25 protein-coding genes and 1 pseudogene are annotated in these 24,738 nt (G+C 64.8%); 12 read left to right on the top strand and 14 right to left on the bottom strand.

Annotated features, from left to right (window positions below; translation table 11 throughout):
- Positions 1–22: 22 nt before the first annotated feature.
- Positions 23–406, top strand: a complete 384-nt coding sequence (locus U1H99_RS24390; RefSeq protein ID WP_323144276.1) for a hypothetical protein — start codon at positions 23–25, stop codon at positions 404–406.
- A 112-nt stretch (positions 407–518) separates the two neighbouring features.
- Positions 519–1,097, top strand: coding sequence for a Dps family protein (locus tag U1H99_RS24385; RefSeq protein WP_323144275.1), 579 nt, complete (start codon positions 519–521; stop codon positions 1,095–1,097).
- Between the two features lie 38 nt (positions 1,098–1,135).
- Here U1H99_RS24385 and U1H99_RS24380 read toward each other — a convergent pair whose 3' ends face one another.
- The 7 genes from U1H99_RS24380 to U1H99_RS24350 all read right to left on the bottom strand — a co-directional run bounded on the left by U1H99_RS24380 (position 1,136) and on the right by U1H99_RS24350 (position 9,070).
- On the bottom strand, positions 1,136–2,059 hold the full coding sequence (locus U1H99_RS24380) for a hypothetical protein (RefSeq protein WP_323144274.1): 924 nt from the start codon (positions 2,057–2,059) through the stop codon (positions 1,136–1,138).
- 79 nt (positions 2,060–2,138) lie between these two features.
- Positions 2,139–3,284, bottom strand: a complete 1,146-nt coding sequence (locus tag U1H99_RS24375) for a TIGR03118 family protein (RefSeq protein ID WP_323144273.1) — start codon at positions 3,282–3,284, stop codon at positions 2,139–2,141.
- A gap of 76 nt (positions 3,285–3,360) precedes the next feature.
- Positions 3,361–4,068, bottom strand: a complete 708-nt coding sequence (locus U1H99_RS24370) for a TorF family putative porin (protein ID WP_323144272.1) — start codon at positions 4,066–4,068, stop codon at positions 3,361–3,363.
- Positions 3,996–5,252 (bottom strand): S8 family peptidase, encoded by a 1,257-nt coding sequence (locus U1H99_RS24365; protein WP_323144271.1) that lies wholly within the window; start codon positions 5,250–5,252, stop codon positions 3,996–3,998. Before U1H99_RS24365 ends, U1H99_RS24370 begins: the two co-directional genes overlap by 73 nt.
- 11 nt (positions 5,253–5,263) lie before the next feature.
- Entirely contained in the window at positions 5,264–5,944 is a 681-nt protein-coding gene (locus tag U1H99_RS24360; protein WP_323144270.1) for a zf-HC2 domain-containing protein, read from the bottom strand.
- A complete protein-coding gene (locus tag U1H99_RS24355; protein ID WP_323144269.1) occupies positions 5,941–6,528 on the bottom strand; it encodes an RNA polymerase sigma factor in 588 nt (195 codons plus the stop codon). Before U1H99_RS24355 ends, U1H99_RS24360 begins: the two co-directional genes overlap by 4 nt.
- A gap of 97 nt (positions 6,529–6,625) precedes the next feature.
- Positions 6,626–9,070 (bottom strand): hybrid sensor histidine kinase/response regulator, encoded by a 2,445-nt coding sequence (locus U1H99_RS24350; protein WP_323144268.1) that lies wholly within the window; start codon positions 9,068–9,070, stop codon positions 6,626–6,628.
- A 157-nt stretch (positions 9,071–9,227) separates the two neighbouring features.
- Here U1H99_RS24350 and U1H99_RS24345 point away from each other — a divergent pair, with 157 nt between their 5' ends.
- Positions 9,228–10,130: an alpha/beta fold hydrolase gene (locus tag U1H99_RS24345; protein WP_323144267.1), complete on the top strand. Its 903-nt coding sequence runs from the start codon at positions 9,228–9,230 to the stop codon at positions 10,128–10,130.
- Between the two features lie 18 nt (positions 10,131–10,148).
- Here U1H99_RS24345 and U1H99_RS24340 read toward each other — a convergent pair whose 3' ends face one another.
- On the bottom strand, positions 10,149–10,595 hold the full coding sequence (locus U1H99_RS24340; protein ID WP_323144266.1) for an Hsp20/alpha crystallin family protein: 447 nt from the start codon (positions 10,593–10,595) through the stop codon (positions 10,149–10,151).
- A gap of 229 nt (positions 10,596–10,824) precedes the next feature.
- On the opposite strand from U1H99_RS24340, the gene U1H99_RS24335 reads away from it, so the two are divergent.
- Positions 10,825–11,667 (top strand): universal stress protein, encoded by an 843-nt coding sequence (locus tag U1H99_RS24335; protein WP_323144265.1) that lies wholly within the window; start codon positions 10,825–10,827, stop codon positions 11,665–11,667.
- Positions 11,668–11,743: 76 nt separating this feature from the next.
- Entirely contained in the window at positions 11,744–11,920 is a 177-nt protein-coding gene (locus U1H99_RS24330) for a DUF1289 domain-containing protein (RefSeq protein ID WP_323144264.1), read from the top strand.
- Positions 11,921–11,992: 72 nt separating this feature from the next.
- Here the strand turns inward: U1H99_RS24330 and U1H99_RS24325 are convergent, their stop codons facing one another.
- Positions 11,993–13,582, bottom strand: a complete 1,590-nt coding sequence (locus U1H99_RS24325) for an alkaline phosphatase D family protein (protein WP_323144263.1) — start codon at positions 13,580–13,582, stop codon at positions 11,993–11,995.
- Between the two features lie 124 nt (positions 13,583–13,706).
- Entirely contained in the window at positions 13,707–14,540 is an 834-nt protein-coding gene (locus tag U1H99_RS24320; protein WP_323144262.1) for an oxidoreductase, read from the bottom strand.
- Between the two features lie 147 nt (positions 14,541–14,687).
- Between U1H99_RS24320 and U1H99_RS24315 the strand changes: the two genes are divergently transcribed.
- Positions 14,688–15,599 (top strand): AraC family transcriptional regulator, encoded by a 912-nt coding sequence (locus U1H99_RS24315; protein ID WP_323144398.1) that lies wholly within the window; start codon positions 14,688–14,690, stop codon positions 15,597–15,599.
- A 43-nt stretch (positions 15,600–15,642) separates the two neighbouring features.
- Positions 15,643–16,392, top strand: coding sequence for an ABC transporter substrate-binding protein (locus U1H99_RS24310; protein ID WP_323144261.1), 750 nt, complete (start codon positions 15,643–15,645; stop codon positions 16,390–16,392).
- An 8-nt stretch (positions 16,393–16,400) separates the two neighbouring features.
- On the opposite strand, the gene U1H99_RS24305 is transcribed toward U1H99_RS24310, so the two are convergent.
- Both U1H99_RS24305 and U1H99_RS24300 read right to left on the bottom strand, forming a co-directional pair.
- Positions 16,401–17,288, bottom strand: a complete 888-nt coding sequence (locus tag U1H99_RS24305) for an ATP-binding protein (RefSeq protein WP_323144260.1) — start codon at positions 17,286–17,288, stop codon at positions 16,401–16,403.
- Positions 17,285–18,562: a PAS domain-containing protein gene (locus U1H99_RS24300; protein WP_323144259.1), complete on the bottom strand. Its 1,278-nt coding sequence runs from the start codon at positions 18,560–18,562 to the stop codon at positions 17,285–17,287. The genes U1H99_RS24305 and U1H99_RS24300 overlap by 4 nt, the downstream gene beginning before the upstream one ends.
- 379 nt (positions 18,563–18,941) lie before the next feature.
- Here U1H99_RS24300 and U1H99_RS24295 point away from each other — a divergent pair, with 379 nt between their 5' ends.
- The gene (locus U1H99_RS24295; protein ID WP_323144258.1) at positions 18,942–20,189 is read left to right on the top strand and encodes a hypothetical protein; all 1,248 of its coding nucleotides are present in this window, start codon (positions 18,942–18,944) and stop codon (positions 20,187–20,189) included.
- 7 nt (positions 20,190–20,196) lie between these two features.
- Positions 20,197–20,637, top strand: coding sequence for a phosphate ABC transporter substrate-binding protein (locus U1H99_RS24290; protein ID WP_323144257.1), 441 nt, complete (start codon positions 20,197–20,199; stop codon positions 20,635–20,637).
- Positions 20,638–20,885: 248 nt separating this feature from the next.
- On the opposite strand, the pseudogene U1H99_RS30185 reads toward U1H99_RS24290, so the two are convergent.
- Positions 20,886–21,047, bottom strand: a pseudogene (locus U1H99_RS30185) (glutathione S-transferase family protein); the annotation flags it as partial.
- Positions 21,048–21,278: 231 nt separating this feature from the next.
- A complete protein-coding gene (locus tag U1H99_RS30180) occupies positions 21,279–21,383 on the bottom strand; it encodes a phage integrase N-terminal domain-containing protein (RefSeq protein WP_375341644.1) in 105 nt (34 codons plus the stop codon).
- Positions 21,384–21,876: 493 nt separating this feature from the next.
- Between U1H99_RS30180 and U1H99_RS24280 the strand changes: the two genes are divergently transcribed.
- Genes U1H99_RS24280 through U1H99_RS24270 form a run of 3 tightly spaced genes read left to right on the top strand, consistent with a single transcriptional unit; the run spans position 21,877 to position 24,483 of the window.
- Positions 21,877–23,418: a pilus assembly protein TadE gene (locus tag U1H99_RS24280; RefSeq protein ID WP_323144256.1), complete on the top strand. Its 1,542-nt coding sequence runs from the start codon at positions 21,877–21,879 to the stop codon at positions 23,416–23,418.
- Entirely contained in the window at positions 23,415–23,879 is a 465-nt protein-coding gene (locus U1H99_RS24275; RefSeq protein WP_323144255.1) for a TadE family protein, read from the top strand. Before U1H99_RS24280 ends, U1H99_RS24275 begins: the two co-directional genes overlap by 4 nt.
- Entirely contained in the window at positions 23,866–24,483 is a 618-nt protein-coding gene (locus U1H99_RS24270; protein WP_323144254.1) for a TadE family protein, read from the top strand. The genes U1H99_RS24275 and U1H99_RS24270 overlap by 14 nt, the downstream gene beginning before the upstream one ends.
- Positions 24,484–24,738: the final 255 nt, after the last annotated feature.

Raw genomic sequence — 24,738 nt, 5'->3', positions numbered from 1 at the left:
GTGAACAATAGGACTGAGCTGAATGCTGCAAGGAAATTTTAGCGTTACCATCTGGTATCCATTTACCGATGAAGGCGCTGCGATGCCGATCTATGTCCTCCTCGTTGGCGGCGACAAAATGCTGCACGACACCGCTGCCAGCCTCATCGGTGAATCGACGTTGAAACTGGTCGCGGTGCCCGATCCCGATACCGCCCTCAACGCCCTCGCCGGCATTCGCTTCGACGTGCTAGTCGTCGGCGCGATGGCGGACGACGCCACGTTCGAACGCTTGCTGGCCGCGGCCAGGGAGCTGCAGCCAGGGCTGCACGTCATCGACGCGCGCAAGATCGCGCTGGCGCCGCCACACCGGCACGCCGCGGTGCGCAATCCGGCTGCCTCCCGATTGCCGGCCCTGTTGGCCTGAGCCGCCACCAATCGTAACGAGCGCCATCAATTTCGTCAGTTCTGTATATTTTCGCAATGCCGATGCAGCCCTTCAGCTGCATGGCCTTTATCAATCCACTGCGAGACTAATAATGGCTGACAAGAAAAAAGCGAAAGAAAACAAGCATATCGTCCAGGAATTCGGCGCGCTGGCGCCGGTCCGCATCGGACTGTCGGAAGAAGTCCGTTCCAAGAGCGTGCGTGCGCTCAACCGCCTGCTGGCCCATACGATGGCCATGCGCGACGCCTACAAGAAGGCGCACTGGCAGACCGCCGGCGCCACCTTCTACGAACTGCACCTGCTGTTCGACAAGCACTATGAAGAACAGGCCGAGCTGATGGATTCGATCGCCGAGCGCATCCAGACGCTGGGTGGCGTGACGGTTGCGCTGCCGGGCGACGTCGCTTCGGAATCGGAAATCGCGCGCGCACCGCGCGGCCGCGAGAGCGCCCGTGCCCAGCTCGATCGCCTGGCCAGCGGCCACGAAACCATCCTGCTGGATGCGCGTCCACTAGGCCGCGCCGCCGACGATGACGGCGACGACGGCACCAATGACCTGATCGTCAGCGAAATCGTGCGCACCAACGAACTGCAGAGCTGGTTCATCGTGCAGCACCTGTCGCGCCAGTCGGAACTGGGCGACGTGCAGTCCCCCGCAGCCGAGGCCTGATCCTGCAATACACGGGCGGCCGCAGCGGCCGCCTGCCATTACTGCGCGAAGCGCGGCTTGAGGCGGTCGGCGTCGGCCACCGGGAAGGGGAAGCCCAGCACCACGGCGGCGCCCTGGGTCTGGTTCTGCGCCTGGCACTTGTGGGTGCAGGCCGTGGCCGGCGGCGCGACCTCGGTGGCATCCTCGCCCATCACCTGCCCCATGCGCCCGCCGCTGGCGACCGACCACTGCGACACGCCGCCGCAGTGCTGGACCCGGGCGACGCCGCCGGTGCGGGTCGCGATGTTGTTGGTGCACAGCGGTTCGGCGATGCGGTCGGCGAACTGCGGGCTATCGCGGCCGACGAACTTCGACGAGTAATCGTTGCCGAAATTGATGCGCGGTCCGATGGTCAGCGTGGTGTCCTTGAAGGGCACGACCTCGCCTTCGCGGTTGCGGAAGTTGCGGTTGTCGAAGTAGAAGGCGCTTTGCGCCAGCTTGTGGGTGAACACGGTCTTGGTCTCGTCGGCGCGCGCCACTTCCATCTGGAAGATGCCGCCGTTGGCGCAATCCTTGGCCTGGATCTTCATCGTCAGGCCGGGACCGGTGCGGGTCAGCACGATGTCGGCCGAATCGCTCAGCTCGACTTTGACGGCGCTGTTCAGGAACAGGCCGCGGTGGTCCGGCAGCTTGCTGTCGAAGACCGGGGTGGCCCGGCCGCCGGTGATGTCCTTTTTATTGGCGACACCGGTCATCACGTAGTTCAGGACGCCGAACGAAGCGGCGTCGACGTCGAACTGTATGTAACGCCCCTGCACGCGGAAGGTCGATGCCACGCTGCCCGGCGCCACCGACACCGTCTGCGCCCCGCTCTTGCCGAGCACCGTGAAGCCGCCGTTTTCGCAGCCCGAGGAACTCGCCGCATACGCCTGTTGCGCCGACAGAAGCAATCCCATGCAGCAAGCCGCCATCCAGTTTTTCATGTCGTTCTCCATCCCTGTTAAAAGTGCGCCGGTAATCGAAGTGATCCGGTCGCTATCGCTGCTGCGAATTCCGTGTTTTTTATTGCGGGTCGATGCGGCCGTAGGCGCCGTGCGTGCCGTTGGCCGGGCCGGCGGCATAGAACAGCGTGGTCGCCGGCTGCTCGTTGACGCCGTTGCCGAAAGCGATGCCCCACAGGCCGTCGATCGCGATCGGGGTCTTGTCGGCCTTGGCCAGCACGCCCACCAGGGCGCCGCTGGCCGGATCGAAGACGTTGATCCTGCCGTCGCCGAAGTTCCCGACCAGCAGCATGCCGGCGGCGCTTCCGAAGCCGGACGGCGCCTGCGCGATGCCCCAGGGTGCGTTCAAGACACCGCCGGTGGCAAAGCGCTTCACCAACGCGCCGCTCGGATCGAACACGTTGATGATGCCGAGACCGGGGCCGCGGTTCTCGCCCGGCCCGCTGGCCGCGCGCTGCGCGTAGGTCACGTAGATGCGGTTGCCGACGGCCTGGATGCCGTAGGGCGCATAGCCGGCCGGCAGTCCGCCGTCGCTGAAGCCGCCGCCGGGCAGGGTCACCTTCTTCCACGCCGGGTCGTAGACGTCGATGCGGCCGTTGCGGAAGTCCGCCGCATATAAATAGTTTATGCCGTTATAGCTGGCCAGCGTCAGGCCGGTGTAGGCCGCGGCGCCGGCGGTGCCGCCGGCGGCGGTGTCGACCGTCGTGATGGCGTGCAGGCGGTCGACTGCCGGCGCCCAGCCGGACAGGGTGCCGCCGGTGCCGGCGAAGATGAAGGCGGCGACGCCGCTGGCGGCGCCGGTGCTCACGCGGAAGTCCTGGGTGCCGTTGTAGACGATGCCGGCCGGTCCGGCGGCGCCGCCCGCCCCCGCCGGCACGCTCACCACCAGGGTCTGCGGATTGCCCCTGCCGTCGTACAGCGTGGAGGTCGCCGTGCCCTGGTTGGCCACCCACACGAAGCCGGTCGGATTGAAGGCGATGCCCCAGCCGTTGACCAGCTTGCTATCCACGTGGGCGGCCGCACCCGCGCTGTCGGCGACCACGTTGGCGGCAGTGAACGCGGACAGCGCCGGCGGCGGTGCCGGATTGGCGGGCGCATTGTCCCCACCGCCGCAGGACAGCAAGGCAGCGCCGAAGAATGCGCCGCACAACATGACGGACAACAGCCTGGCGCCGCGGCGCGCGGGGGTTCGGAATCGGGTCTGCATGGCGTGCTCCTGTCGGGTGGATCGGGACATCTGGCCCGTGAATACCCGCTGGCACGCTAAAGGTTCAATCTTTTTTTCAGAAATGAAAACTGAGGCTCGCCGTGAACCCGCTGGCCCGCGGCAATTCGGACAAGTAGCTGCGCCAGCGCGTCTGCACGCCGGCCTGTACGGTGCAGTCGCCGATGTCGGCGACCAGGGCGATGCGCGCGTCGCCGCTGTTGCCGATGCTGTCCACCGTGCCCTCGTAGCCGCCCATCGGATGCAGCAGGCCGGCGTGCGCGGCCAGCCGCACCACGTCGCTCAGGGGATAGGCGCCGCTCAGGTCCAGGTACAGGCTGCGCCCCTCCCCATAATAGGCGGGCGAATAGAACAGGCGCGCGCTGGCGCGCTGCGACGCCAGGCCGGCGTAGAACTCGCGGTAATTCCAGCGGCCGTCGCGCAGGAAGCTGCTGCGGGTGACGCCGGCGTCCCAGGACAGCGTGGACGTGAGCCGCTGCGCCCTGCCGCCGTAGGCGACCAGCTGGCCCTGGGCCCGCCCCTCGAGCCGGACCGGCGAGGCGAAAGCGCCGGCATACCAGCCGGCGGCGGTCTCGTGCTCGACGCGCAGCTGCAGCGCCGGCCGGGTGTCCAGCGCGATGCCGCGTCCGGCGTATTCGGAGACGAGGGTCAGGTCGGCACTGGTCTGGCCGCGGGCGGGCCCGGCGAGGCAGATCAGCGTGAAGGCAGCGAGCTTGGAGGCGGCAAGCGCGAAGGTGGCGGTGTCGTGACGGCGGTCGGGGTGCATAGGCAGACGCAGGCTTTCGCCGCCCGCGACAGGGCAGCACATGCGTCTATGTTACCAGCCGCGGGCAGGCGCACGCCGCCGCGCGGCCGGACCTCTGCCAGTAGCGCGGCCAGGCCGGCGACATGGGCCGCCGCATACGACGAGCCGGACACCAGGTTCCAGCGCGGTCCCGGCGCGCAGGTCGGCACGTCGGTGCCCGGCGCGTACAGCAGGTTCGCCGCGGCCGCGTGGCGGTCGCCGCTGCGGGCGACCCCGATCACGCCCGGCAGCGAGGCCGGAAAGCCGCCGTCGGGACGCTGCGGATCGGCCGCCCCGACCACGGTCACGCCGCGTCCCAGCGCCGCTTCCAGCAGGCTTTGCAGCAGGCGGTCGGGCGGACCGGCCAGGCTCAGGTTGATGATGTCGGCACCGTTCTCGAGCGCGTAGTTGATCGCCTTGCCCAGCGTCAGGCTGTTGCAGCGCGCGGCGCGTCCGCCGCTCTCCCAGCAGGCACGCAGCGCCATCAGCGACGCGCCCGGGGCGATGCCGGCGATGCCGACGCCGTTGCCGCTGCGGGCGCCGATGATGCCGGCGACGGCGGTGCCGTGAATCTCGGCGGGATCGGGCGCGGCGTCGACGAAATTGCGGCGCAGCTTGACCTGGCCGGCCAGGTCCGGATGGGCGGCGTCGACGCCGCTGTCGACCACGGCGACGGTGACGTTACGGCCGGTGCTGACCCGGTGCAGTTCGGCCAGGTGCCAGTCCTGCGCCGCCGGCTGGGCCGGGTACAGCGGGTCGGCGTCGTCGAGGCCGTGGTAGTCCGCCAGCGGCTGGGCCCAGGCCACGCGCGCATCGTGCGCCAGTTCGTCCAGCACGCGCGCGGACGGCACGGCATCCGGCGCTTCCATCACGAAGCAGTCGACGCCGATGGCCGGCATCGGCCAGTTGTCGCGCAGGCGCAAGCCGTGGGCGGCGGCGATGCCGGCAGCCACGCGCCGGCGCGCGGCGCTGCCGCTGTCCTTCAGGTAGCCGCCGCCATACGAGGCGTCGGGACGGAAGTGACCGGCCGGCAGGCGCAGCATCACCAGCACCTGGCGCTGCGCGGCCTCGGCCACCGGATCGGGGTGTGCCGACGGCGGCACCCCTGCCGGCACCTGTGCCGGCGCCACGCCGTACAGCAGGAGCGCGGCGATCGCGGCAAGCATGCGCAAGGGCTTCAAGGCGAGCCTTCCGCGCCGAGCGGCTCGGCCAGCGTGACGGCGGGCTGGCCGCGCAGGTGCCCGGCCACCGTATCGGCTGCCTGTTCGGTGGCCAGCACCCAGGCGCCGGTGGCGGTCGGCCCGCCGGTGATATGAGCGCCGTTTTCCAGCACCAGGCGGCGCAGCTCGCGTTCCGGCGTGTCCGGCTTGAACATGACGATCAGCCGGCTCTGGCTAGCGGCCGCGGCACCGAGCACGCGGTAGTCGCCGGCCTGCGCTTCGGTGCCGCCCGAAGGCCGCACCAGCAGGCCCGCCAGCACGGCGATCACGCAGCATTGCGCGCCGACGGCCACGCGCAGCCAGCGCCCGTCGTTGGCGGCCAGGCGCGTGCGCCAGCCGGGCAAGGTCGATGCCGGCGCCGGCGCGGGTACCGGCCCGGGTGCAGGCGCGGGTGCAGGCGCCGCCTGCGCCGGGGGCAGCGCATCGAGCTGCGGCAGCAGGCGCGCCAGCGCGGCGTCGGGGTCGCAGGATGGGTCCGTACCCGGCCCGGCGGCGCGCAGCGTGTGCAGCGCGGCGAGATCGGCGCGGCAGGCCGCGCATCCCTTCAGGTGCGCCTGCAGCCGTTCCAGTTCGCTGCCGGCCAGGGTGCCATTGGCCAGCCAGGGCAGCGCTTCCTGCGCTTCGCGGTGCGGATTCATGGGCGTTCCTCCAGTTGGCCGTCCAGCAGCAGCGCCAGGCGCTTGCGGGCATGGAACAACCGCGTCTTGATCGTATTGACCGGGCACGCCATGATGTCGGCGATTTCGGCCTGGCTCATGTCGTGGTACAGGGTCAGCTGGAACGCGGTGCGCTGGGCCAGCGGCAACTGGGCCAGCGCCGCGTCCACCGCATGCGCCAGGCGCAGGCGCTCGAATTGCCAGTCGGGGCGGTCGGCATCCACGCCTTCGCGCTCGTCGATGCCGGCGTCGACCGGCTCGTCGAACGCCTGCAGGGCCTTGCAGGCGCGCCGGTAGGCAATCGCGAAGATCCAGGTCGACACCTTGCTGCTGCCGTCGAAGGTGCCCGCCTTGCGCCACACCGCCAGCAGCGTGTCGTTGACGATTTCCTCGATCAGCGCGCTGCTGCGCGTCATGCGCTGCAAAAAGCGTCCCAGGCGCGGGAAATAGGCGCGGTACAGCGCCTCGAAGGCGCGCCGGTCGCCGGCCGCGATACGGCCGACCAGGCAGGCTTCGCCCTCGGCCGTGCGGGCCAGGAGCGCGGGGTCGTCGGTTCTACTGTCCAAGCTGGGTCTCCACGGTTTCCGGTATATACCCGGCTGGCGGTGAATGGTTCAATCCAGCATGAAGTTTGCCTGAAGAAAGCATGCGGCCGCAATCTTTCTAGCGGCCGGCCGAGTCCATTTCGATCAGGTCGAGCATGGCGCCGGCGTCGACCGGCTTGACCAGGAAGTGGTCGAAGCCGGCCGCCATGGCGCGTTCGCGGTCCTGGTCCTGGCCGTAGCCGGTCAACGCGATCAGCAGCGCGCCGGCGGTCGCGCTGCGGGCGCGCAGCATGCGGGCGAGCGTGTTGCCGTCGATTTCGGGCAGGCCGATATCCAGTATGCATACGTCCGGCTGAGCCGTGTCGGCCCGCTCCAGCGCCACCGTGGCTGCATGCTCGACCATGACCTCATGGCCGACCACTTCCAGGTACATCGCCAGCATGCGGGCGGCGTCGACGTTGTCGTCGACGATCAGCACGCGCCGCCTCGCAAACACGGGACTGCCGTCCGGCCGCTCGCTTGCGGATGCGGCATCGCCCTGCGGCGGCAGCGCCCTGGGCAGGGTCACGACGAAGTCGCTGCCGCAGCCGCTGCCGGCGCTTTCACAGGCCACCGTGCCACCGTGCAGCTCGACCAGGCTCCTGACCAGGGCCAGGCCGATGCCGAGGCCGCCCTGTGAGCGGTCCGGACTGCGCTCGGCCTGGGCGAACAGGTCGAAGATGCGCGGCTGCAGCTCGAGCGGGATGCCGACGCCGTTATCGGCCACTTGCAGCCGCACATCGCGCTCGCTGGCCTGCATGCCCAGGCGGATGCTGCCGCCGCGCGGCGTGTACTTGGCGGCGTTGTTCAGCAGGTTCGTCAAGATCTGGATCAGGCGCTTGTGGTCGCCCACCACATGGGCCGGCGCCGGGTCCAGTTCCAGCGTCAGGCGGTGGCCTTTCTGTTCGATCAGGGGGCGCGCCTGTTCCAGCGCGTCGGCCACGACCTGCTTCACCTCGAGGTCGGTTTTTTCCAGCGTGATCAGGCCGCGCGTCACCCGCGACACATCCAGCAGATCGTCGACCAGCCCCGTCATGTGGCCGACCTGGCGCGCAATGATCTGGCTGGTGCGCCGGAGCTGCTCCGGTTCCAGCCGCGCCACCGCCATCAGGTCGGCGGCGGCGCGGATCGGCGCCATCGGGTTCCTGAGTTCGTGCGCCAGCATGGCGAGGAACTCGTCCTTCCTGCGGTCGGCCTCGCGCAAGGCCTCTTCGGCGCGCTTGCGTTCGCTGATATCGACCGACACCGCCAGGATGCTCTCGATCTCCCCGCCCGCCCCGCGTACCGGGCTCACGGTATTGTTGACCCATACGATGCCGCCGTCCGGGCGTAGATAGCGCTTTTCGATCTCGTACGGCTCGCCGCTGGCCAGGGCGCGTTCGAACAGCGCGACGCTGCGCGCCAGGTCGTCGGGATGGGTGACGTCCCGCATGCGCATGCCCAGCAAATCTTCGCGCGCGCGCCCCACGATGCGGCAAAAGCGCTCGTTCATCCGTATCAGCCTGCCGCTCAGGTCGGCGTCGCTGATGCCGGCGCCGGTCTGGGCGAACAGCGACGCCAGGTGCGCCTCGCTCTGGCGCAGGGCGTGCTCGGTGCGCCTGCGCTCGGTGACGTCGACGAAAGTGCAGACCGCGCCTTGCAGTACGCCGTCTTGCCAGACCGGCCGCGCCCGGTATTCGACGGGAAACGCGGAGCCGTCAATGCGAAAGAATACTTCGTCCTCGACGTGGGCAAAGGTGCCGAAGCGCGCCGACTGGTAGATCGGGCAGTCGCACACGTCGTACTCGGCACCGTCCGGATGCCGATGGTGGATGATGCCGTGCAGCTTGCGGCCGACCGCGTCTTCTTCGCGCGCGAAGCCGAGCATCTTCAGGAACGCCGTGTTGCACATGATCGTGACGCCTTCGCGGTCGACCGAATAAAACCCTTCTTCGCCGCTGTCGATCAGCAGGCGCAGATAGTCGTGGTTGGCACGGATGCGCTTCTCGGCGCTGCGCAGCTCGGTTCCCATCCGGTTATTCTCGATGAATGCGTGACAGCGCCTGGCGACAGCGGACAAGAGCGCGACGTCGTGCCCCGTCCAGTGCCGGGGAGCATCCTGCGCCACCAGCATCCAGGCAAGGACCTGCCCGTCCTCGATCACCGGCGCTGCCATGAATGCCGCCGGCGCTGCCGCCATGGCGGGCGGCAGGTAACCGGCGAAGCGGGCGTCGGCCTGGCAGTCGTCGACGACGCAGGCCGGGACGGTGCGGCCGGACGGCGCGTCCCGGCCGCCGCCCGGGTAGCTCGCGACCTGCTGCAGCCCGCCCGCCAGGCGCTCCCAGTCGGTGCCCGACTGGTCCAGGTAGCGGCAATGGTCGCCCTGGAGATGCGCGCACAGCAGGCTGGCGGCGGCTTGCGCGATCTGGCCGGGCTCGTCCAGGCCGCCGAGCGCCTCGTCGAGCCTGGCCAGGAACCGGTAGCGGTCGAGTTCTTCCAGTAGTGCGCGCGTGTTCCCCCCATCGGGCAGTGCTTGTTCCGGCATCGTCATGCTTTTCAATTGGATTGGGGACACATCGTAATCCAGTTCGACGCGGATAAACTGCTCGATTGAAACCGGACAGGATGCCGTGTGCATCAGAGTTATATTAGAATTTCGGTATTCGCCTGTCCGTACATTATTTTTTGCCGGGGTTTCTCGCATGTCGGTCCGCTTCCGCAACAATGTCCACGTCGCCGGCTCCGGCACCGCCACCATCGTCTTCATCCACGGTTTCGGTTGTGACCAGACCATGTGGCGCTACCTGGCGCCGGTGCTCGAGGAGCGCTACCGTATCGTGACCTACGACCTGGTCGGATGCGGCGAATCGGACCTGCAGGTGTACGACCGCGACAAGTACGCCACGCTGCACGGCCATGTCGACGACCTGTTCGATATCCTGGAGTCCTGCGCACGCGGCCCGGTGGTGCTGGTCGGCCATTCCGTCGGCGCCATGATCGGCATGCTGGCGACGATCCGGGCACCGGCACGCTTTGCGGCGCAGGTCATGCTCAGTCCATCGCCGTGTTTCATCAACGACGGCGACTACATCGGCGGCTTCAATCCGGAAGACCTGGAAGCGCTGCTTGCCACCATGGAAGACAATTTCCTGGGCTGGTCGCTGGACGTGGCACCGCTGATTACCGGAGGGCAGCACCACCCGGCGCTGACCAACGAGTTGGCGCGCCGTTTCTGCCGCAACGATGCAGCGATCATGCGCCATTTCGCGCGCGTCGCCTTTCTTTCCGATCATCGCGCCGACCTGCCGCGCTCCAGCGTGCCGGCGCTGGTACTGCAGTGCAGCGACGACTTGCTGGTGCCGCACGAAGTCGGCCCTTACCTGCTGCGCCACCTGCCGAACAGCACCCTGCGCGTGATCGACAACGTCGGGCATTGTCCGCACCTGAGCGCCCCGAGCGCCAGCTTCATGGCGCTCGACGCATTCCTGGCACGGATCTGGTCGGATCGCCAGGCGATGTCGGCGACGCCGCCGGCGTGTTCCGACGCAATCCCGACCGACAAGGCAGCGGGACGGGACAAGACGCCTCCTATCAGCCAGAATTGATTCGTCGCGGCGTTACGGTCACTGGATCGTGATCTGTTTCCTGGCTGTGCCGGTTTTTTTCGGCAAGGTCAGGCTCAGTACGCCGTCCTGGTATGTCGCCTCGGTGGTCGCATCGTCGATTTCCTGCGGCAGGCTGAAACTCCGGTACAGCGCGCCACTGTAGCGCTCGCTGTACACGGTACCTGCCGAACTCTCCTGCTTTTCCTCCTGCATGGTGGCGCTGATGGTCACCATGTTGCCTTCGACCGAGATGCGGATGTCGTCCTTCTTGATGCCCGGCATGTCGGCCTTGACCAGGTAGACCCGGTCGGTTTCGCTCACATCGACGCGGATCTGGCGCTCCGGCTCGGCGCTGCGCAGCATCGGCGACAGTGCGAATTCGCGCATCAGGTCTTCCATCCGGCGGAAGGGATCGAGCCGGGCCACGTCGTTGAACGGATCGAAGCGTGTCAGGTTGCTGGCCATGGTGTCCTCCTGGGAAGGGAACGAAATTGAAAGCGCACGGCGACGCCACCGCCACACCGGCTGGCCGGACTGGCGCCCCGATCATGGCATCGCTGCCCGTGCGTAGTTCATCCTAGGAGCGCGAAGCGGGCGTAATATGAGCACGATCAAGGCATGCCGCTTGCATTGGCGGTGAAACCATGGGCGAAGCACCTAGTCAAACGATGGTGCGGTCATCCAGGGAAGCGCCATGCTCAAAACGATCGTTGTCCATGTCGACGGCAGTCCCGAGCAGGAAGCCCGGATGCACGCGGCGGCGCTGCTGGCCAGCGACTACGGCGCCCACGTCATCGGCAGCGCCGCCACCGGCATCGCCCGGCTGGACTTTGCCCTGCTGGCCGGCTCGATGGCGGCGCCGGCGCCGGCGGCCGACTTCGACGGCATGCGCAAGCTGGCCAGACTGCGCCTGGACGAGTTCAGCGCCCAGGCCGCCCGGCTCGGCATCCAATCGGCTGAAACCCGCCTGATCGAGGACGTGCCCCAGTACGGCCTGCTGCTGCAGTCGCGCTACGCGGACCTCGTCATCCTCGGCCAGGACCAGGACGACAGCGAACCGGGCTTGCCGGCCCGCATACGCCGCTTGCCCGAGCACGTCGCCCTGCACGGCGCCCGGCCGGTGCTGGTGGTGCCGGCCGGATACCGCGGCGCGGCGCTCCCCGGCACCGTGGTGGCCGGCTGGGACGGCAGCCGCCAGGCGCTGCGGGCCATGACGGCGGCGCTGCCGCTGCTGGTGCGGGCCGACGCCGTCAAGCTGGCCCTGGTCAATCCCGACCAACTGTCCACGCAGCACGGCGAACAGCCCGGCGCCGACCTGGCGCTGTGGCTGGCACGCCATGGGGTACGCGTCGACGTGGTGCTGGAACGAACCACGACCACCGCCGGGCATGCGCTGGCGGCGCTGGCGCGCGACAGCGGCGCCGGCCTGATGGTCTGCGGCGCCTACGGCCACAGCCGCTACCGCGAATGGATGCTGGGCGGCGTTACCCGCGAGCTGCTGGCGCGGGCGCCGGTGCCGCCGCTGATCGCTCACTGACTGCCCGCCGAACGGCAGGTAACGTGATACGGCATCGGTTAAGATACCCTCACCCTATTTATCTGAAGTTAGTTCCATGGCAGTCAAATCCCCCTGCGTCGAGCTGTGCCATTTCGACGGCAAGACCGGCTTGTGTACCGGATGCCTGCGTACCCTCGCCGAAGCGCGCGAGTGGAAGAAGATGACCGATCACCGCAGGCACCAGATCATCAACGAACGCGCGCGGCGCGAGAAAAAACTGGCCGGCAAGTAGCAGGAATCGCCGGCGTCTACGCTTGGAGACAACGCAGCCGCCGAAGTCAGCGCCCAGCGATGGGATGCGCGTTCAGCCCAGTTGCGGCGCCAGCGTCTTGCTGAAGTGCGACACCCCGTTCAGGTCGATCAGCTCGACCGTCATCGCCTTCGTCGCCGGATCGATCAGCACTTCGCCGAAGAACTGGTAGCCGGAGAACGGCGACGAGTTCTGAATGACCGGGGCTTTCTGGAATACGACACTGGGCCCGAAGGTCTTGTCCAGCTTGTTGGGGCCGAACGCGCCGGCGTTCATCGGGCCGGCCACGAATTCCCAGAACGGCGAAAAGTCGCTGAACTGCGCATTGGCCGGGTCGTAGAAATGCGCGGCGCAATAGTGCACGTCGGCCGTCACCCACACCACGTTCTTGACCGCCTTGATGGCCCGTAGCAGGCGCGCGATTTCCAGTTCGCGCCCGCTCGGCGCGCCGTCGTCGCCGTTGGCGATCGCTTCCCACTTGTCGTTGCCCTGGGCATCCTTGCCGTCGCCCACCTGCAGGCCGATCGGCATGTCGGCTGCAATCACCTTCCAGGTCGCGGTCGACTTCGCCAGTTCGGCCACCAGCCAGTCGAGCTGGGCATTGCCCAGGAAGGCGGTGTCGGCGCTTTCCTGTGCCTGGCGGTTGGCGCTGTTCGGACCGCGGTAGCTGCGCATGTCGAGCACGAACACATCGAGCAGCGGACCCTGCCCGATCTTGCGGTAAACGCGCTGCGCCTCGGGTTGCTTGAAGTAGCGCATCGGCGCGTACTCGAGGAAGGCGCGCTGGCCGCGTGCCGCCAGCACCACCACGCTCTTCTCGGTATAGCGGGCGTCGCCGGAGAGGTCCTTCGAGGCGCTGTAGTTGTTAGTCACCTCATGGTCGTCCCACTGCCAGATCTGCGGCACCTGGGTGGCGAACTTGCGGAAGTTCGCATCCAGCATGTTGTACGACTGGCGGCCGCGGTACTCTTTCAAGGTCTCGGCGACCTTGCTCACTTCTTCGGTCACGATGTTGGTCCAGACGGCACCGTTTTCGGCCGTCTGTTTGGCCTCGATCGGGCCGTCGGCATAGATGGTGTCGCCGCTGTGGATGAAGAAATCCGGATCGCGCTTGCGCATCGCCTCGTAGATCCGGTAGCCGCCGAACTCGGTATTGATGCCCCAGCCCTGGCCGGCCTGGTCGCCGCTCCAGTGGAAGCGCACCGGCTTGCGGGCATCGAACGGCGCGGTACGGAACTGGCCGCTCAGGGTTTCGCTCTGGATGCTGCTGTTGTTCGGGTCGACGTATTTGACGCGCACGAAGACGGTCTGGCCCGCCGGCAGGCCGGTCAGGTCGACGCGCGACGTGAAGTCGGTCGCATCGGTCGCAGTGGGGCCGACGATGCGGCTGGCATTGGCGAAGCGCTCGGTGGTGTCGTATTCGACCACCATGATCGCGTTGCGGTCGCTGCGGCTCCAGACGATCGCCTGATCCGCATTGACGTCGCCGAACTGCAGCCCCGACAGCAGCTTGGGGCGCTCGGCGTCGCTGGGAATGACGGCCGGCGCGGCGCCGGACGAACCGCCACAGCCGGACAGCAGAAAGGAACCGGACAGTGCGCCGCCGGACACCAGGAAGCGCCGGCGCGAGAAGGAAGTGTTCATGATGTCTCCCGTGGTTGAACTCATCGGGAGTGTAGGAAGACTATGTGACCGGTTTGTGAATTCCCAATCGTGCGTGCTTGCAATCATTTTGAACGCGCCTCCATGGAGGTTTTGTTAGGCGCTCTTAGCCGTCGGTCGACACCGTGACCTGTTCCCAAGCCCGGAAATCGCTCTCCAGGCCAGCCAGCCTGCCGCGCACCAGCTGCAAGGCGTCTCTGCCCAGCAGCAGGTGCGACGGCGGCGCCTCCGCCTCGATCAAGGCCAGCATCGCGCGCGCCGCCCTGGCCGGGTCGCCGGGCTGCCTGCCGCTCTTTTCTGCGCGCGCCTGGCGTACCGGATCGAATAAGGCGTCATAGTCGGCAATCGAACGCCCGGTCCGCTGCATCGAGCGGCCGGCCCAGTCGGTGCGGAACGAACCGGGCGCTATCGCGGTCACGGCGATGCCGAAGGCCTGGACCTCCTTGGCCAGCGCATCCGAGATGCCTTCCAGTGCAAATTTGCTGCCGCAGTAGTAGGCGATGCCTGGCATGGTGATGTAGCCGCCCATCGATGTGATGTTGAGGATGTGGCCGCGCCGGCGCGTGCGCATGAATGGCAGTACCGCCTTGATCATTGCAACCGGGCCGAAAACATTGACGTCGAACTGGCGGCGCATGTCCGCCAACGGCGATTCTTCCAGGATGCCTTCGTGCCCATAGCCGGCATTGTTGACGAGGACATCGATCGGACCCAGCGCCCCTTCAATGTCCGCGACGACACGGTCGATCACATCGAATCCGGTCACGTCGAGCAGGCGCGCGTGGGCACGGCCCGGGCACAGGGCCTCGAACGCTGCGGCGGCCTGCGCGTTCCTGACGGTGCCGGCCACGCGATGGCCATCGGCCAGGGCCTGTTGAGCAAGGGCGCGGCCGAAGCCGCTGCTGACACCGGTAATCAGCAAGAGTTTTTTGGATGGCATGTGTGCGCTCCCGAGTTGACTGAGATCGCATGTTATTCTTCAACCGACGAGGCAATAAGCCCCTATCCGATAATGTTCTTGCCTAAAACTATGCGCTCTCCAGCAGCCGTGAAAAGCGGAGCTGCATCCGGCCACGCGCAGCAGCGCATGATCGAACTGCTGCATGCACTGGCACCCGACGAAGGCTACAACCTCACGGCGCTGCCCAGCGTGCGCATCCTGCGATCCGACCGAGCACTGAGGCGCACCCCGGTGCTGTACGATCCGGGCATCGTGATCGTTTGCCAGGGCCGCAAGCGCGGCTATTTCGGCGACCAGCTGTTCGTCTACGATGCGCAGCATTACCTGGCCGTGTCCGTACCCGTGCCCTCCGACATGGAAACCGATGCCACGCCGGCGCAGCCGCTGCTGGCGCTCTACCTGCACCTGGATTTCACTGTCGCCGCCGACCTGGTACTGCAGATCGACCGCCACTGCGCGGCCGAAGCGCCGCAGGTGCCCCGCAGCATGTTGTCGAGCCCGATCGACGCCGACATGCGCACTTCGGTACTGCGCTTCCTGGAAGCCCTGAACCGGCCGCTGGAAGCAGCCGTACTGGCCCCTGGCCTGCTGCGCGAACTGTATTTCCGGGTGCTGACCGGCCCCCAGGGACGCTCGCTGCGCGAGGCGCTGGCTGCCAGGGGCCAATACGGGAAAATCGGGCGCGCGCTGCGCCGCATCCATGCCGATTACGCCGCTGCGCTCGACCTGCCCCAACTGTCCCGGGAAGCCGGCATGAGCGTGCCGGCCTTTCACAGCCATTTCAAGCAAATCACGAAGACCTCGCCGATGCAGTACCTGAAGTCGACCCGGCTGCACCAGGCCCGCCTGCTGATGGTGCGCCAGAACCTGACCGCGGAGGCGGCCTGTCATGCGGTCGGCTACGCGAGCGCGTCGCAGTTCAGCCGCGAGTTCCGGCGGCTGTTCGGCTTGACGCCTGCGCTGGAAGCCAGACGGATGCGGGCGGCATTCGCCCTTCCACCGGCGTTTGCCGGTGCCGAGTTTGTTTCGTCGCATTGACAAGTGGGCCGTGTTCCGCTGGATAACCAACATTCGAGAAATCATGACGCCGACACCTTCCATGCTTGCCGCCTTCACGCCAACCGGCGCACTGCGCGCTGCCATCAACCTCGGCAATCCGATCCTCGCTTACACCGATGCCGACGGCAATGCGCGCGGCGTGTCCGTCGACCTTGCCCGCGAGTTCGCGCGGCAACTGGGTGTCGCGCTGGACCTCGTGGTGGTGGATGCGGCGGGCAAGTCGGTTGATACCGTCGCTGCGGAGCAGGCCGACATCGGCTTCTTCGCCATCGACCCGCTGCGCGCCGCAAAGGTCGCGTTCAGCGCGGCGTATGTGCTGATCGAAGGCTGCTACCTGGTGAAGGAGGATTCGCCGATCCGGGCCAACGACGAAGTCGACGGGGCGGCCCACCGCGTCGTCGTCGGCAAGGGCAGCGCCTACGACCTGTTCCTGACGCGTACACTGCGCCATGCGCAGATCCTGCGCGCGCCGACATCGCCCACCGTGGTCGAGACCTTCCTGGAAGCCGGCGCCGAGGTCGCGGCGGGCGTCAGGCAGCAACTGGAAGCGGATGCCCGGCGCGTTGGCGGCTTGCGCCTGCTGGATGGACGGTTCATGGTCATCCGGCAGGCAATGGGCACGCCGACCAGCCGCGGCGCAGAAGCCGCGGCCTTCCTTGCGCGCTTTGTCGAGGAGGTGAAGGCGAGCGGCTTCGTCGCGGATGCCCTCGCCCGCCATCGCATCGAAGGCGCATCGGTCGCGCCGGCAGATGGCGATCCCCTCCCCGGCTGATCCATGGCCTAGATCATCTGCGCGATCTTCACCGACAAACCCTGCATCGAAAAGGGTTTGGTCAAGACTTGCATCCCATGTTCGAGCTGGCCGCTACGAACCGCCACGCTTTCGGCATAGCCGGTAATGAACAGCACCTTGAGACCAGGCGTGACCGCGCGCGCGGCATCGGCAAGCTGGCGGCCATTCATGCCGTTCGGCAGGCCGACATCGGTAATCAGCAGGCAAATGTCGGTCCCGGATTCGAGCAGCTTGAGTGCCGAAGGGCCGTCGACGGCGTCGATGACGCGGTACCCGGTATCGCTGAGGAATTCATGGACCAGCTGGCGTATGCTGGACTCGTCATCCACCACCAGCACGGTCTGCCCGGCGGCGCCATGCACATCGCAGGTGTCCTGGACCGGCTCGACCTGATCGATGGCGCCGATATGCCGCGGCAGGAGCATGGTGACCTGCGTGCCGCGGTCGACCTCCGAGACGATATGCACCTGGCCGCCGGACTGGCGTGCAAAGCCATAGATCATCGACAGGCCCAGGCCCGTGCCCTGGCCGGTCGGCTTGGTCGTGTAAAACGGTTCGAACGCGCGCCGCAGCGTCTCGGGGGACATGCCGCACCCCGTGTCGGCGACGCAGATCGACAGGTACTCGCCGGCAGGGAGTTCATGCTCCCTGGCCGTCAGCTCGTCCAGCTGGATGTTGGCGGTCTCGATCGTGATCCCGCCACCGTCCGGCATCGCATCCCTGGCATTGATGCACAGGTTCAGCAGCGCGTTCTCCAGCTGCCCGGCATCGATGTTCGCGGCCCACAGTCCCGCTGTCTTGACGATGTCGATTTGCGCCGTACCGCCGACGGTGCGCCGCAACAAGTCTTCGAGGCCGGCGATCAGCAATGTCACGTCGGTTGGCTTCGGGTCCAGTGTCTGGCGGCGCGAGAACGCCAGCAAGCGCTGCGTGAGGGCGGCAGCGCGCCTGCTGCCTCGCGCGCCGCGCCGACGTAGCGGTCGATATCCTGCTGGCGTCCACGCGCCATCTGGAACTGCAGCAGTTCCAGATTGCCCATGATGCCAGTCAGCAGATTGTTGAAGTCGTGCGCCAGGCCGCCCGTGAGCTGGCCCACCGCTTCCATCTTTTGCGCCTGTCTCAGCTTGTCCTCGGCTTGCATCAGCTCCGCCGTGCGCTCGGCCACGCGCTGTTCCAGGGTCTCGTTGAGGGTCCGTAAAGCGGCGATCGCGGTGTCCCGTTCACTTTCGATGGCGCGCCGCTCTTTCAGATCGATAAGGACGCCGGGAAAGCGCAGCGGCGAACCGTCGGGCGCGCGATCGACGCGCCCATTCGCTTCGATCCAGTGATATTCGCCGTCGGCACGACGAACCCGGTACTGGTGCGAGTACGTCCCCCCTTTTGCGATCGCCGCACCGATTGCCGCGGCCAGGCCGTCCTGGTCATCGGGATGGACGGTGGCAACGACATCTGCCAGGGGAATGCCATTCCGGCCCAGTGCGGGATCGAGGCCGAATGCGCGGGCGAAGGGTTCGTCGGCCGTGAACTTGTCGTTGGGGATGTCCCAGAACCAGGTACCGACGATCGCACCGGCGCCCAGCGCAAGCTGTATGCGCTCCGCATCCACCTGCGCCGCTGCCTGGCTGCGCTTCAGGGCAGCGTCGGCCAGCACGCGCTGCGTGGTCTCGTTGGTCAGCACGAACAGGCCGACGACCTCCCCCTGCGGATCGAGCACGCGCGAATACGAAAAGCTGAACCAGGTATCCGCCGGCCCGCGGTCGGTGTCCAGCTTCCACGGCAGGTCCATGAAGCGCTGGCTGCGGCCGGCAAAGGCCTCGTCGATGATCGGCTTGGCCTGTTCCCAGGCATCCGACCATACGGTCCGGAACGGCGCCCCCATTGCCCAGGGCAGGCGTGGCCCGAGGATCGGGAAATAACACTCGTTGAAGAAAAACGTTAACTCGTCGCGGCCCCAGGCCAGAATCAGCGATTCCGGCGAATTCAACACCATGCTGAGCGTCGACTTCAGCGTATCCGGCCAGCCTGCCGGCGCGCCCAGCGGATGATCGGTCCAATCGCGCTCGAGGATCAGGTCGGTTGCTCTGCCGCCGCCCGCCAGGAAACGTAGTTCACCGGGTAAAACGTCGGGATGACTTGGGGTTTCGGACATAGCTATAGGATTTCGCTTGCAGAGTGATTGACTCAAATTTGTCAATTCTACAAGTCCTTCCTATTTTCCGGAACTACTTTCGCGCAGGCGATCCAGTGCCTGTGCTACCGCGGAAGAGAGAAAGGTGCATGGGTACTTACCCAGGCAGTCGAGCCAGATGAATGTCGTGCCCTTGAGACAATTTAAGTTGTTAATTGGAAATTTATCTGTATAATGAATCAAATTCATCATTTTTGATACTTTTCATAAATTTATTACGACCCGAGCTGGTAATGCATCGTGAAAGTCGACATTTCGTTAAAAATGCCGGCCTTGCGTGACTGCATACGCCCTGTAGCCAGTCTTTTCCCCACGCCGGCTCGACCCCTTGAGAAAAATAATGCAGCGACACCGCCTGAACTTACGATTGTTGATGACGCTACTTGTATTGGGAGTGGGCGCCACGGGCCTGGTGCGCGCCGACGACAAGCCCACCTGGGCCTTGTCCGGGTATGGCACGATCGGCCTGACGCACTCCAATGACCATAACGCCGACTACACGTCCAGCGCACTACGCCACAGTGGCGCCGGCAGGACCAATCCCTGGAGTTCCGACGTCGATAGCCGTCTCGGCGCGCAGGTCGACGCGACCTTTAACAAACGCTGGTCGGCCGTCCTGCAGGTAGTCAGCGAACAGAACTTGGAAAACAATTATCGTCCGCGTGTCGAGTGGGCAAATCTCAAGTTCCAGGCGACACCCGAGCTCGCGTTGCGCTTTGGACGCATTGCCTTGCCCGTGTTCCTGTGCGCCGATTATCGTCAGGTCGGCTATACCTATCCGTGGGTGCGGCCACCGGTCGAGAGCTATGGCAGCATGCCGATCAGCAGCAGCGAAGGCATCGACGCGACGTTGCGCTGGAATACGGGGCCGGTCCATAACGCCTCGCAGTTCCTGTTTGGTCGTGACAGCCTGGCCCGGGTTGCGCCGGTCAAGGGCAAGGTTAGGCGTATCGTCGGCATCAGCAATACCAGCGACTGGGGCGCTTTGACGGTCCATACCACCCTGGTTGGGGCGGAACTGACACTGGACGTCGGCGCCCCGCTGTTCGCCGGCTTCGATGCCTTCGGCGCGCAAGGAAAAGCGATCAGCGCCGAGTATGCGATCGACCGCAAATCCGTGAGCGTCGCCAATATCGGCGCGAGCTATGACCCTGGCGCGTGGTTTCTGATGGGCGAACTCAGTCGCACCAATACGAGGTCGCTGCTCGGCCGGACCCGCAGCGGTTATGTCACCGCAGGCTTGCGTATCCACGCGTTGACACCGTATGTCACGTACTCGCAAGTGCTTTCGACCGGCCCGGTCAAGGCTGACGGTCTCGCGCTCGGCGGGCTGCCGCCTGGCTACCAGCAACAGGCCGCCGCTCTGAATGCGGGCTTGAACGCGACACTCTCCGCATCGATCCCGCAACAGTCGACGATCAGCACAGGCCTGCGTTGGGACCTGCACGAAAACATCGCGCTCAAACTGCAATACGACCGCGTAACGCCTCGCCATGGCTCGGTCGGTACCTTGATCCATGCGACGCCGGGCTTCGTTTCAGATCATGCGATCGGAGTTACCAGTGTCACTCTAGATTTTGTGTACTAGAATGCGTATGCCATTCAGCATGAGCCACATAGGCCGCATAACGTTCTTCATCGCCGTGACCACACTCAGTGTCACAGCCGGTGCTACCGACATGGTGGTGATCGTCTCGGCAAAAAGCCCTGTTTCCGTGCTGCGCGTGGAACAGGTGGCCGCGATCTTCCTTGGCCAGACGGCGCGCTTTCCCGACGGTAGCGAAGCGGTACCGCTCGACCAGCGGGTGGGCTCGCCCCTGCGCGACACGTTCTATTCGAGAGTAACGGGCAAAACCCCTGCCCTGCTCAAGGCGTATTGGTCGAAAATGGTATTCACCGGCCGTGGCCAGCCGCCAGGCGAAGCCATCGACGACGCGGCGGTTCGGCACCAGGTCGCGGACAATCCGGAGCTGATCGGCTACATCAACCGCAGCGCCTTGAATGACAGCGTACGCGCAGTTCTCGTGGTGCCATGATGCGCCGCTCGAGACCGTCCACGGCCACGTCGCAAGGTAAGCGGAACATCGAATAGTTCGAACGCAGGCTTGAAACCGACGTCTCATGAAGATCACGGCATCCCCCTGCTACGCTCGATACCGGGTCTGGCAGACCATTCGACGCGCCCATCGACACCATCATGCCGCGTGGGCGCGAGCTGGCGATCGACGCGGCCGCGCTGACGGCATCGTCCAAACTCATGTGGACGATGCGCAATGACATCGAATCAAGCGTTATTTTGACCAGAAAATGCTGGTTGGCTCGCCACGCTCTCACGTTGCTTCATACGCTCGTACCAGGCGATCATTGCTGTGCATTCGGGCGGTATGTCCAGATTGACGATTGCTGCGAAAACGAGGCCGCCGATGACTGTGATGTCAGCCATCGATGTGAATGTGGCTTGCTGGGAGCCTGGCTGTATTTTTATCGACTCCTCCCTGCGGAGGCCAAATTCAATCGCCAAGCTTATGGGTGCCTTCGTGTATCCATCGGTCAGTCGTGCAAACTGCTCCGGGGACAACACCTTGGCTTTCGATAGATTCGTGCCATACATGCGATCATCGATTCCATACTCGCGATTTGTCCGCTTGACGACATTCTCCTTTCCAATGTATTCGGCCTACTGCCGCATGCAAGTCATCAGGTTCTTGATCGTTCCGACCGCAAACTCGTTATCTTTCCAATAATCGGCAAACGCCGCTACATGCTTGGGTTTTAACCACATTCATTGTGGCCTCATCAGCCTTCTCATTAGCTATTGTTTGCTTTGGAATGATTACGATCCCATGGTCACGAATTTCCACTTGCGTGAAATCGCCTCATATTCCCTTCATGGCAATCGTGTCCGGCTCTGTAATAGTGCTGGTACCCAATTACCGGATCGCTGAATCCTTGGTCATTCCCATTGCCTGCCGGGTGCTATGGATGTTTTCCGTAACAGGTCTGGTGTTTCACTTGGCAAGGATGGTAGAAACCAGAATTCCACCTGTAACGAGAAAGAAATTCAATATTCCGAACTATGAACTCGCAATATGCACGGCTAATACGACAACCGCTAAAAATAGTTACCGCCTTTCACGATCTTATTACGTGCACATTAGTACCTTGATAGACCCGACCAAGCTGTGAAGTTGCCTTAAATCAACCATAGAGCAGAAGCGGTACCCTAGAATCGCCTTATCCACGAAGCAGCAGCCCGAGCATGCGGAAATTCAAAAATGAAATCGAGACCGATAATTTCCACCATTTTCAATGGGGCCAACGGCAGCACCACTGTGACGACATCTGCCAATGCTAGGCTGCAATACCAGCGCGAGGACGGTGCGTTTGCGATCATGCTCGCTCCATTGTTGATCGTCATCGTCGCTGCATGCGGGCTTGCCCTGAATGCTGGAGCACTCTACAACCGAAAGGTCGAGCTCAGCGGGATGGCCAAGGCAGTTGCCCTGGCTGCAGCACAGGAGCTGAATGGGACAACTGATGGGATTGCTGCGGCAAAGACCAAAGCCAGGGAAACCGCGCAGGGATACATCTACAACCATGGGATTTCCATCACATGGCAGGAGGCGGCGCTCACTTTCAGTACGGGACCGGCACGGTCAGGCGACTGGCGTTCCTCTGTCAGCGCAGACGACGCAGGAAGGTATTACTTTGCAAAGGTGGACACCTCCGCGCTCGACGTACAGATAAGGTCGGTAAGCCTGGTATTTCCATCATTATCCTCGGGAACCTCCCCCTCGCCCTATATCAACGACATTGCAGTTGCCGGAAGGTCGGCAATCAATGTTCTTCCGATCGCGATCTGCGCGATGTCGGAGGATGCGACGACTCCGCGCACCAACACCGGGATGCCCGACACCGAGCTTGTCGAGTATGGCTTCCGGCGCGGCGTCAGCTACGACCTCATGCGCTTGAATCCAAAGGCGACCACGCCCGCACGTTTCTTGGTCGACGCGGCTAGCGCACCTGGCATGTCCGGTAGCTCTTTCGACGTACAAGTCGCAGGTCCCTTCGTGTGCACCGGGTCCATGTGGATGCCGGGCCTGAAAGGCGGGGCGATCCATGTGAGCTCGCTGTCTTCGACCTCTCCGCTGGAGTCACTGCACATCCAGCTGAACTCGCGGTTCGATGACTACACGGGCGATCGCTGCAGCGTGAACAGCGCACCGCCAGACTCGAATGTCATGGCCTACCAATATGACAAGAGTGGCGGTGCCCCGTGGATGGTCCCTTCGACCGGTAGCCGCGCCGCCATGTCCACTACGGAACGCAACAAGCTGGAGACAGTGGCGGACATTCCGCCTCCCGGTAGCACAGCTACGGGTGTCACGGCCGGCTCGTATGGTCCGCTTTGGGCCTATACCAAGGCAGCCAAGTATGCGGCGTCGGAGCCGAGCAGCGGCTATGCCACGTTCTCGAGTAGCGACTGGGCCAAGCTGTATGCCAGCGGCCTGTCGGCGACAGGAAGCTACCAGAGTGGAGGCGTGAGTCCCTACAATCCTATCGGCGTCACCAATCCTGCGACCATCCTGTCCCCCGCCCTGGCCCGGAAGGATTTCATTACGTCGCAAAGACGCGTACTCAACGTCCCTCTCCTCTCATGCACGACCGTACCGTCCGGTTCGAACGTGCCAGCAACCGTCAAAGGTATCGGCAAGTTCTTCATGACCGTTCCTGCCACGAAGGATGCCTTGATTGCCGAATTTGCCGGGACAATACCTGACCGGCTTCTTACTGGTCCCGTGGAACTTTACCCATGAACCGAATCATTCGAAAAGCTTGTCCACGCGAGCGGGGGGCCGCGGCAGTCGAATTGGCTCTCGTCTTGCCCATCCTGCTCGTTGTGATGGCGCCTCTTATCCTGTATGCCCGCTACATGTGGCACTACACGGTCGCGCAAAAGGCGGCCCAGGATGCCGCGCGCTACATGTCGACCGTTTCCGTAGTCGAGATGAAATCCAAGAAGCTGACAGTATTCGCCAGGTCGATCGCCGCGGAGATCGCGCGCCGGGAAGTTGCCGACCTTGCGCCGGGGGAAGCGATCTCGAGTGTCGACGTGCTGTGCGATACCCATGTCTGCGGCTCTACGACGGGCTCGGTCCCGACCACGGTCAATGTCTTCCTCAGCTTCCACCTGACGGACACCATTTTTAACATGTACATGGGCCCTTATGGCATCCCTATCGAAGCCAACGTCACGATGCGCTATGTGGGCAAATAAACCGTCACCGGCGGCGCGTCACCCGCGCATCTTGAGGCAGGCCGGCGTGGCGGCCATCGAGTTTGCACTCCTGGCCGGCATTTTCTTCACCTTCGTATTCGGGATCATCGAGGTTGCACGGTTGATGTTCGTTTTCGGCACATTGCAGGAGGTGACACGCCGCGCGGCTGCAGCAGCCGCCAACGTCTATCCAAGCGAGACGACTGCGATAAAGCAGCTGAAGCAAAATGCGATCTTCCGGTCCGGACCGGGCCAGCTCGTGCTCGCAGCGCCGGTATCGGATGCCAATGTCAGCATCGAATACCTCGCGCTCGTGCGCGATCCCGCAAGCAACGAACTCAGCTTGGCCAACATCGGTACAGGCGACTTGCCCAGCTCCCCTGCGCAGAACCGCCAGGTTTGCATGCGTAACCCGAATGCAGCGAATTGCATCCGTTTTGTCCAGGTCAGCATTTGCGTCTCCGGCAGTGCGGGCAACTGCATGCCGGTGACATCCACGTCGCTGCTGCCGCTGGCGCACTTGGCGGTCCCCCTCCACAAGGCGACGACTATCGTCCCGGTCGAATCATTCGGCTACACCCCAGGCATGCCGCCGACTCCCTGAACAGGTGCCATCCTTTGGGGCCTGGGCCAGGACAGCGTGGCTGGCACCAGTGCAAGGACACAGGCTGCGGCGAACCGCCCCGTCATGTCGCTACCAAGATGCCTACCATGTGATCCTGCACCAGAGAGCTATGACGGTATTACTGGCTGCCCTTAAGTACCAGCGCGAGGACAGCCCCGAAAAGCACTGGCTCAACAAGGACTGTGCTGGACAGTATTAGGCAACAAAAAACCCGCTGTCTCTATGAGAACAGCG

Origin of the sequence: Massilia phyllosphaerae, from assembly GCF_034659755.1 — a bacterium.
GTDB lineage: Bacteria > Pseudomonadota > Gammaproteobacteria > Burkholderiales > Burkholderiaceae_D > Telluria > Telluria phyllosphaerae.
Note: the sequence above shows the minus strand (reverse complement) of the source record. Positions and strands in the feature narration are given on the sequence as shown.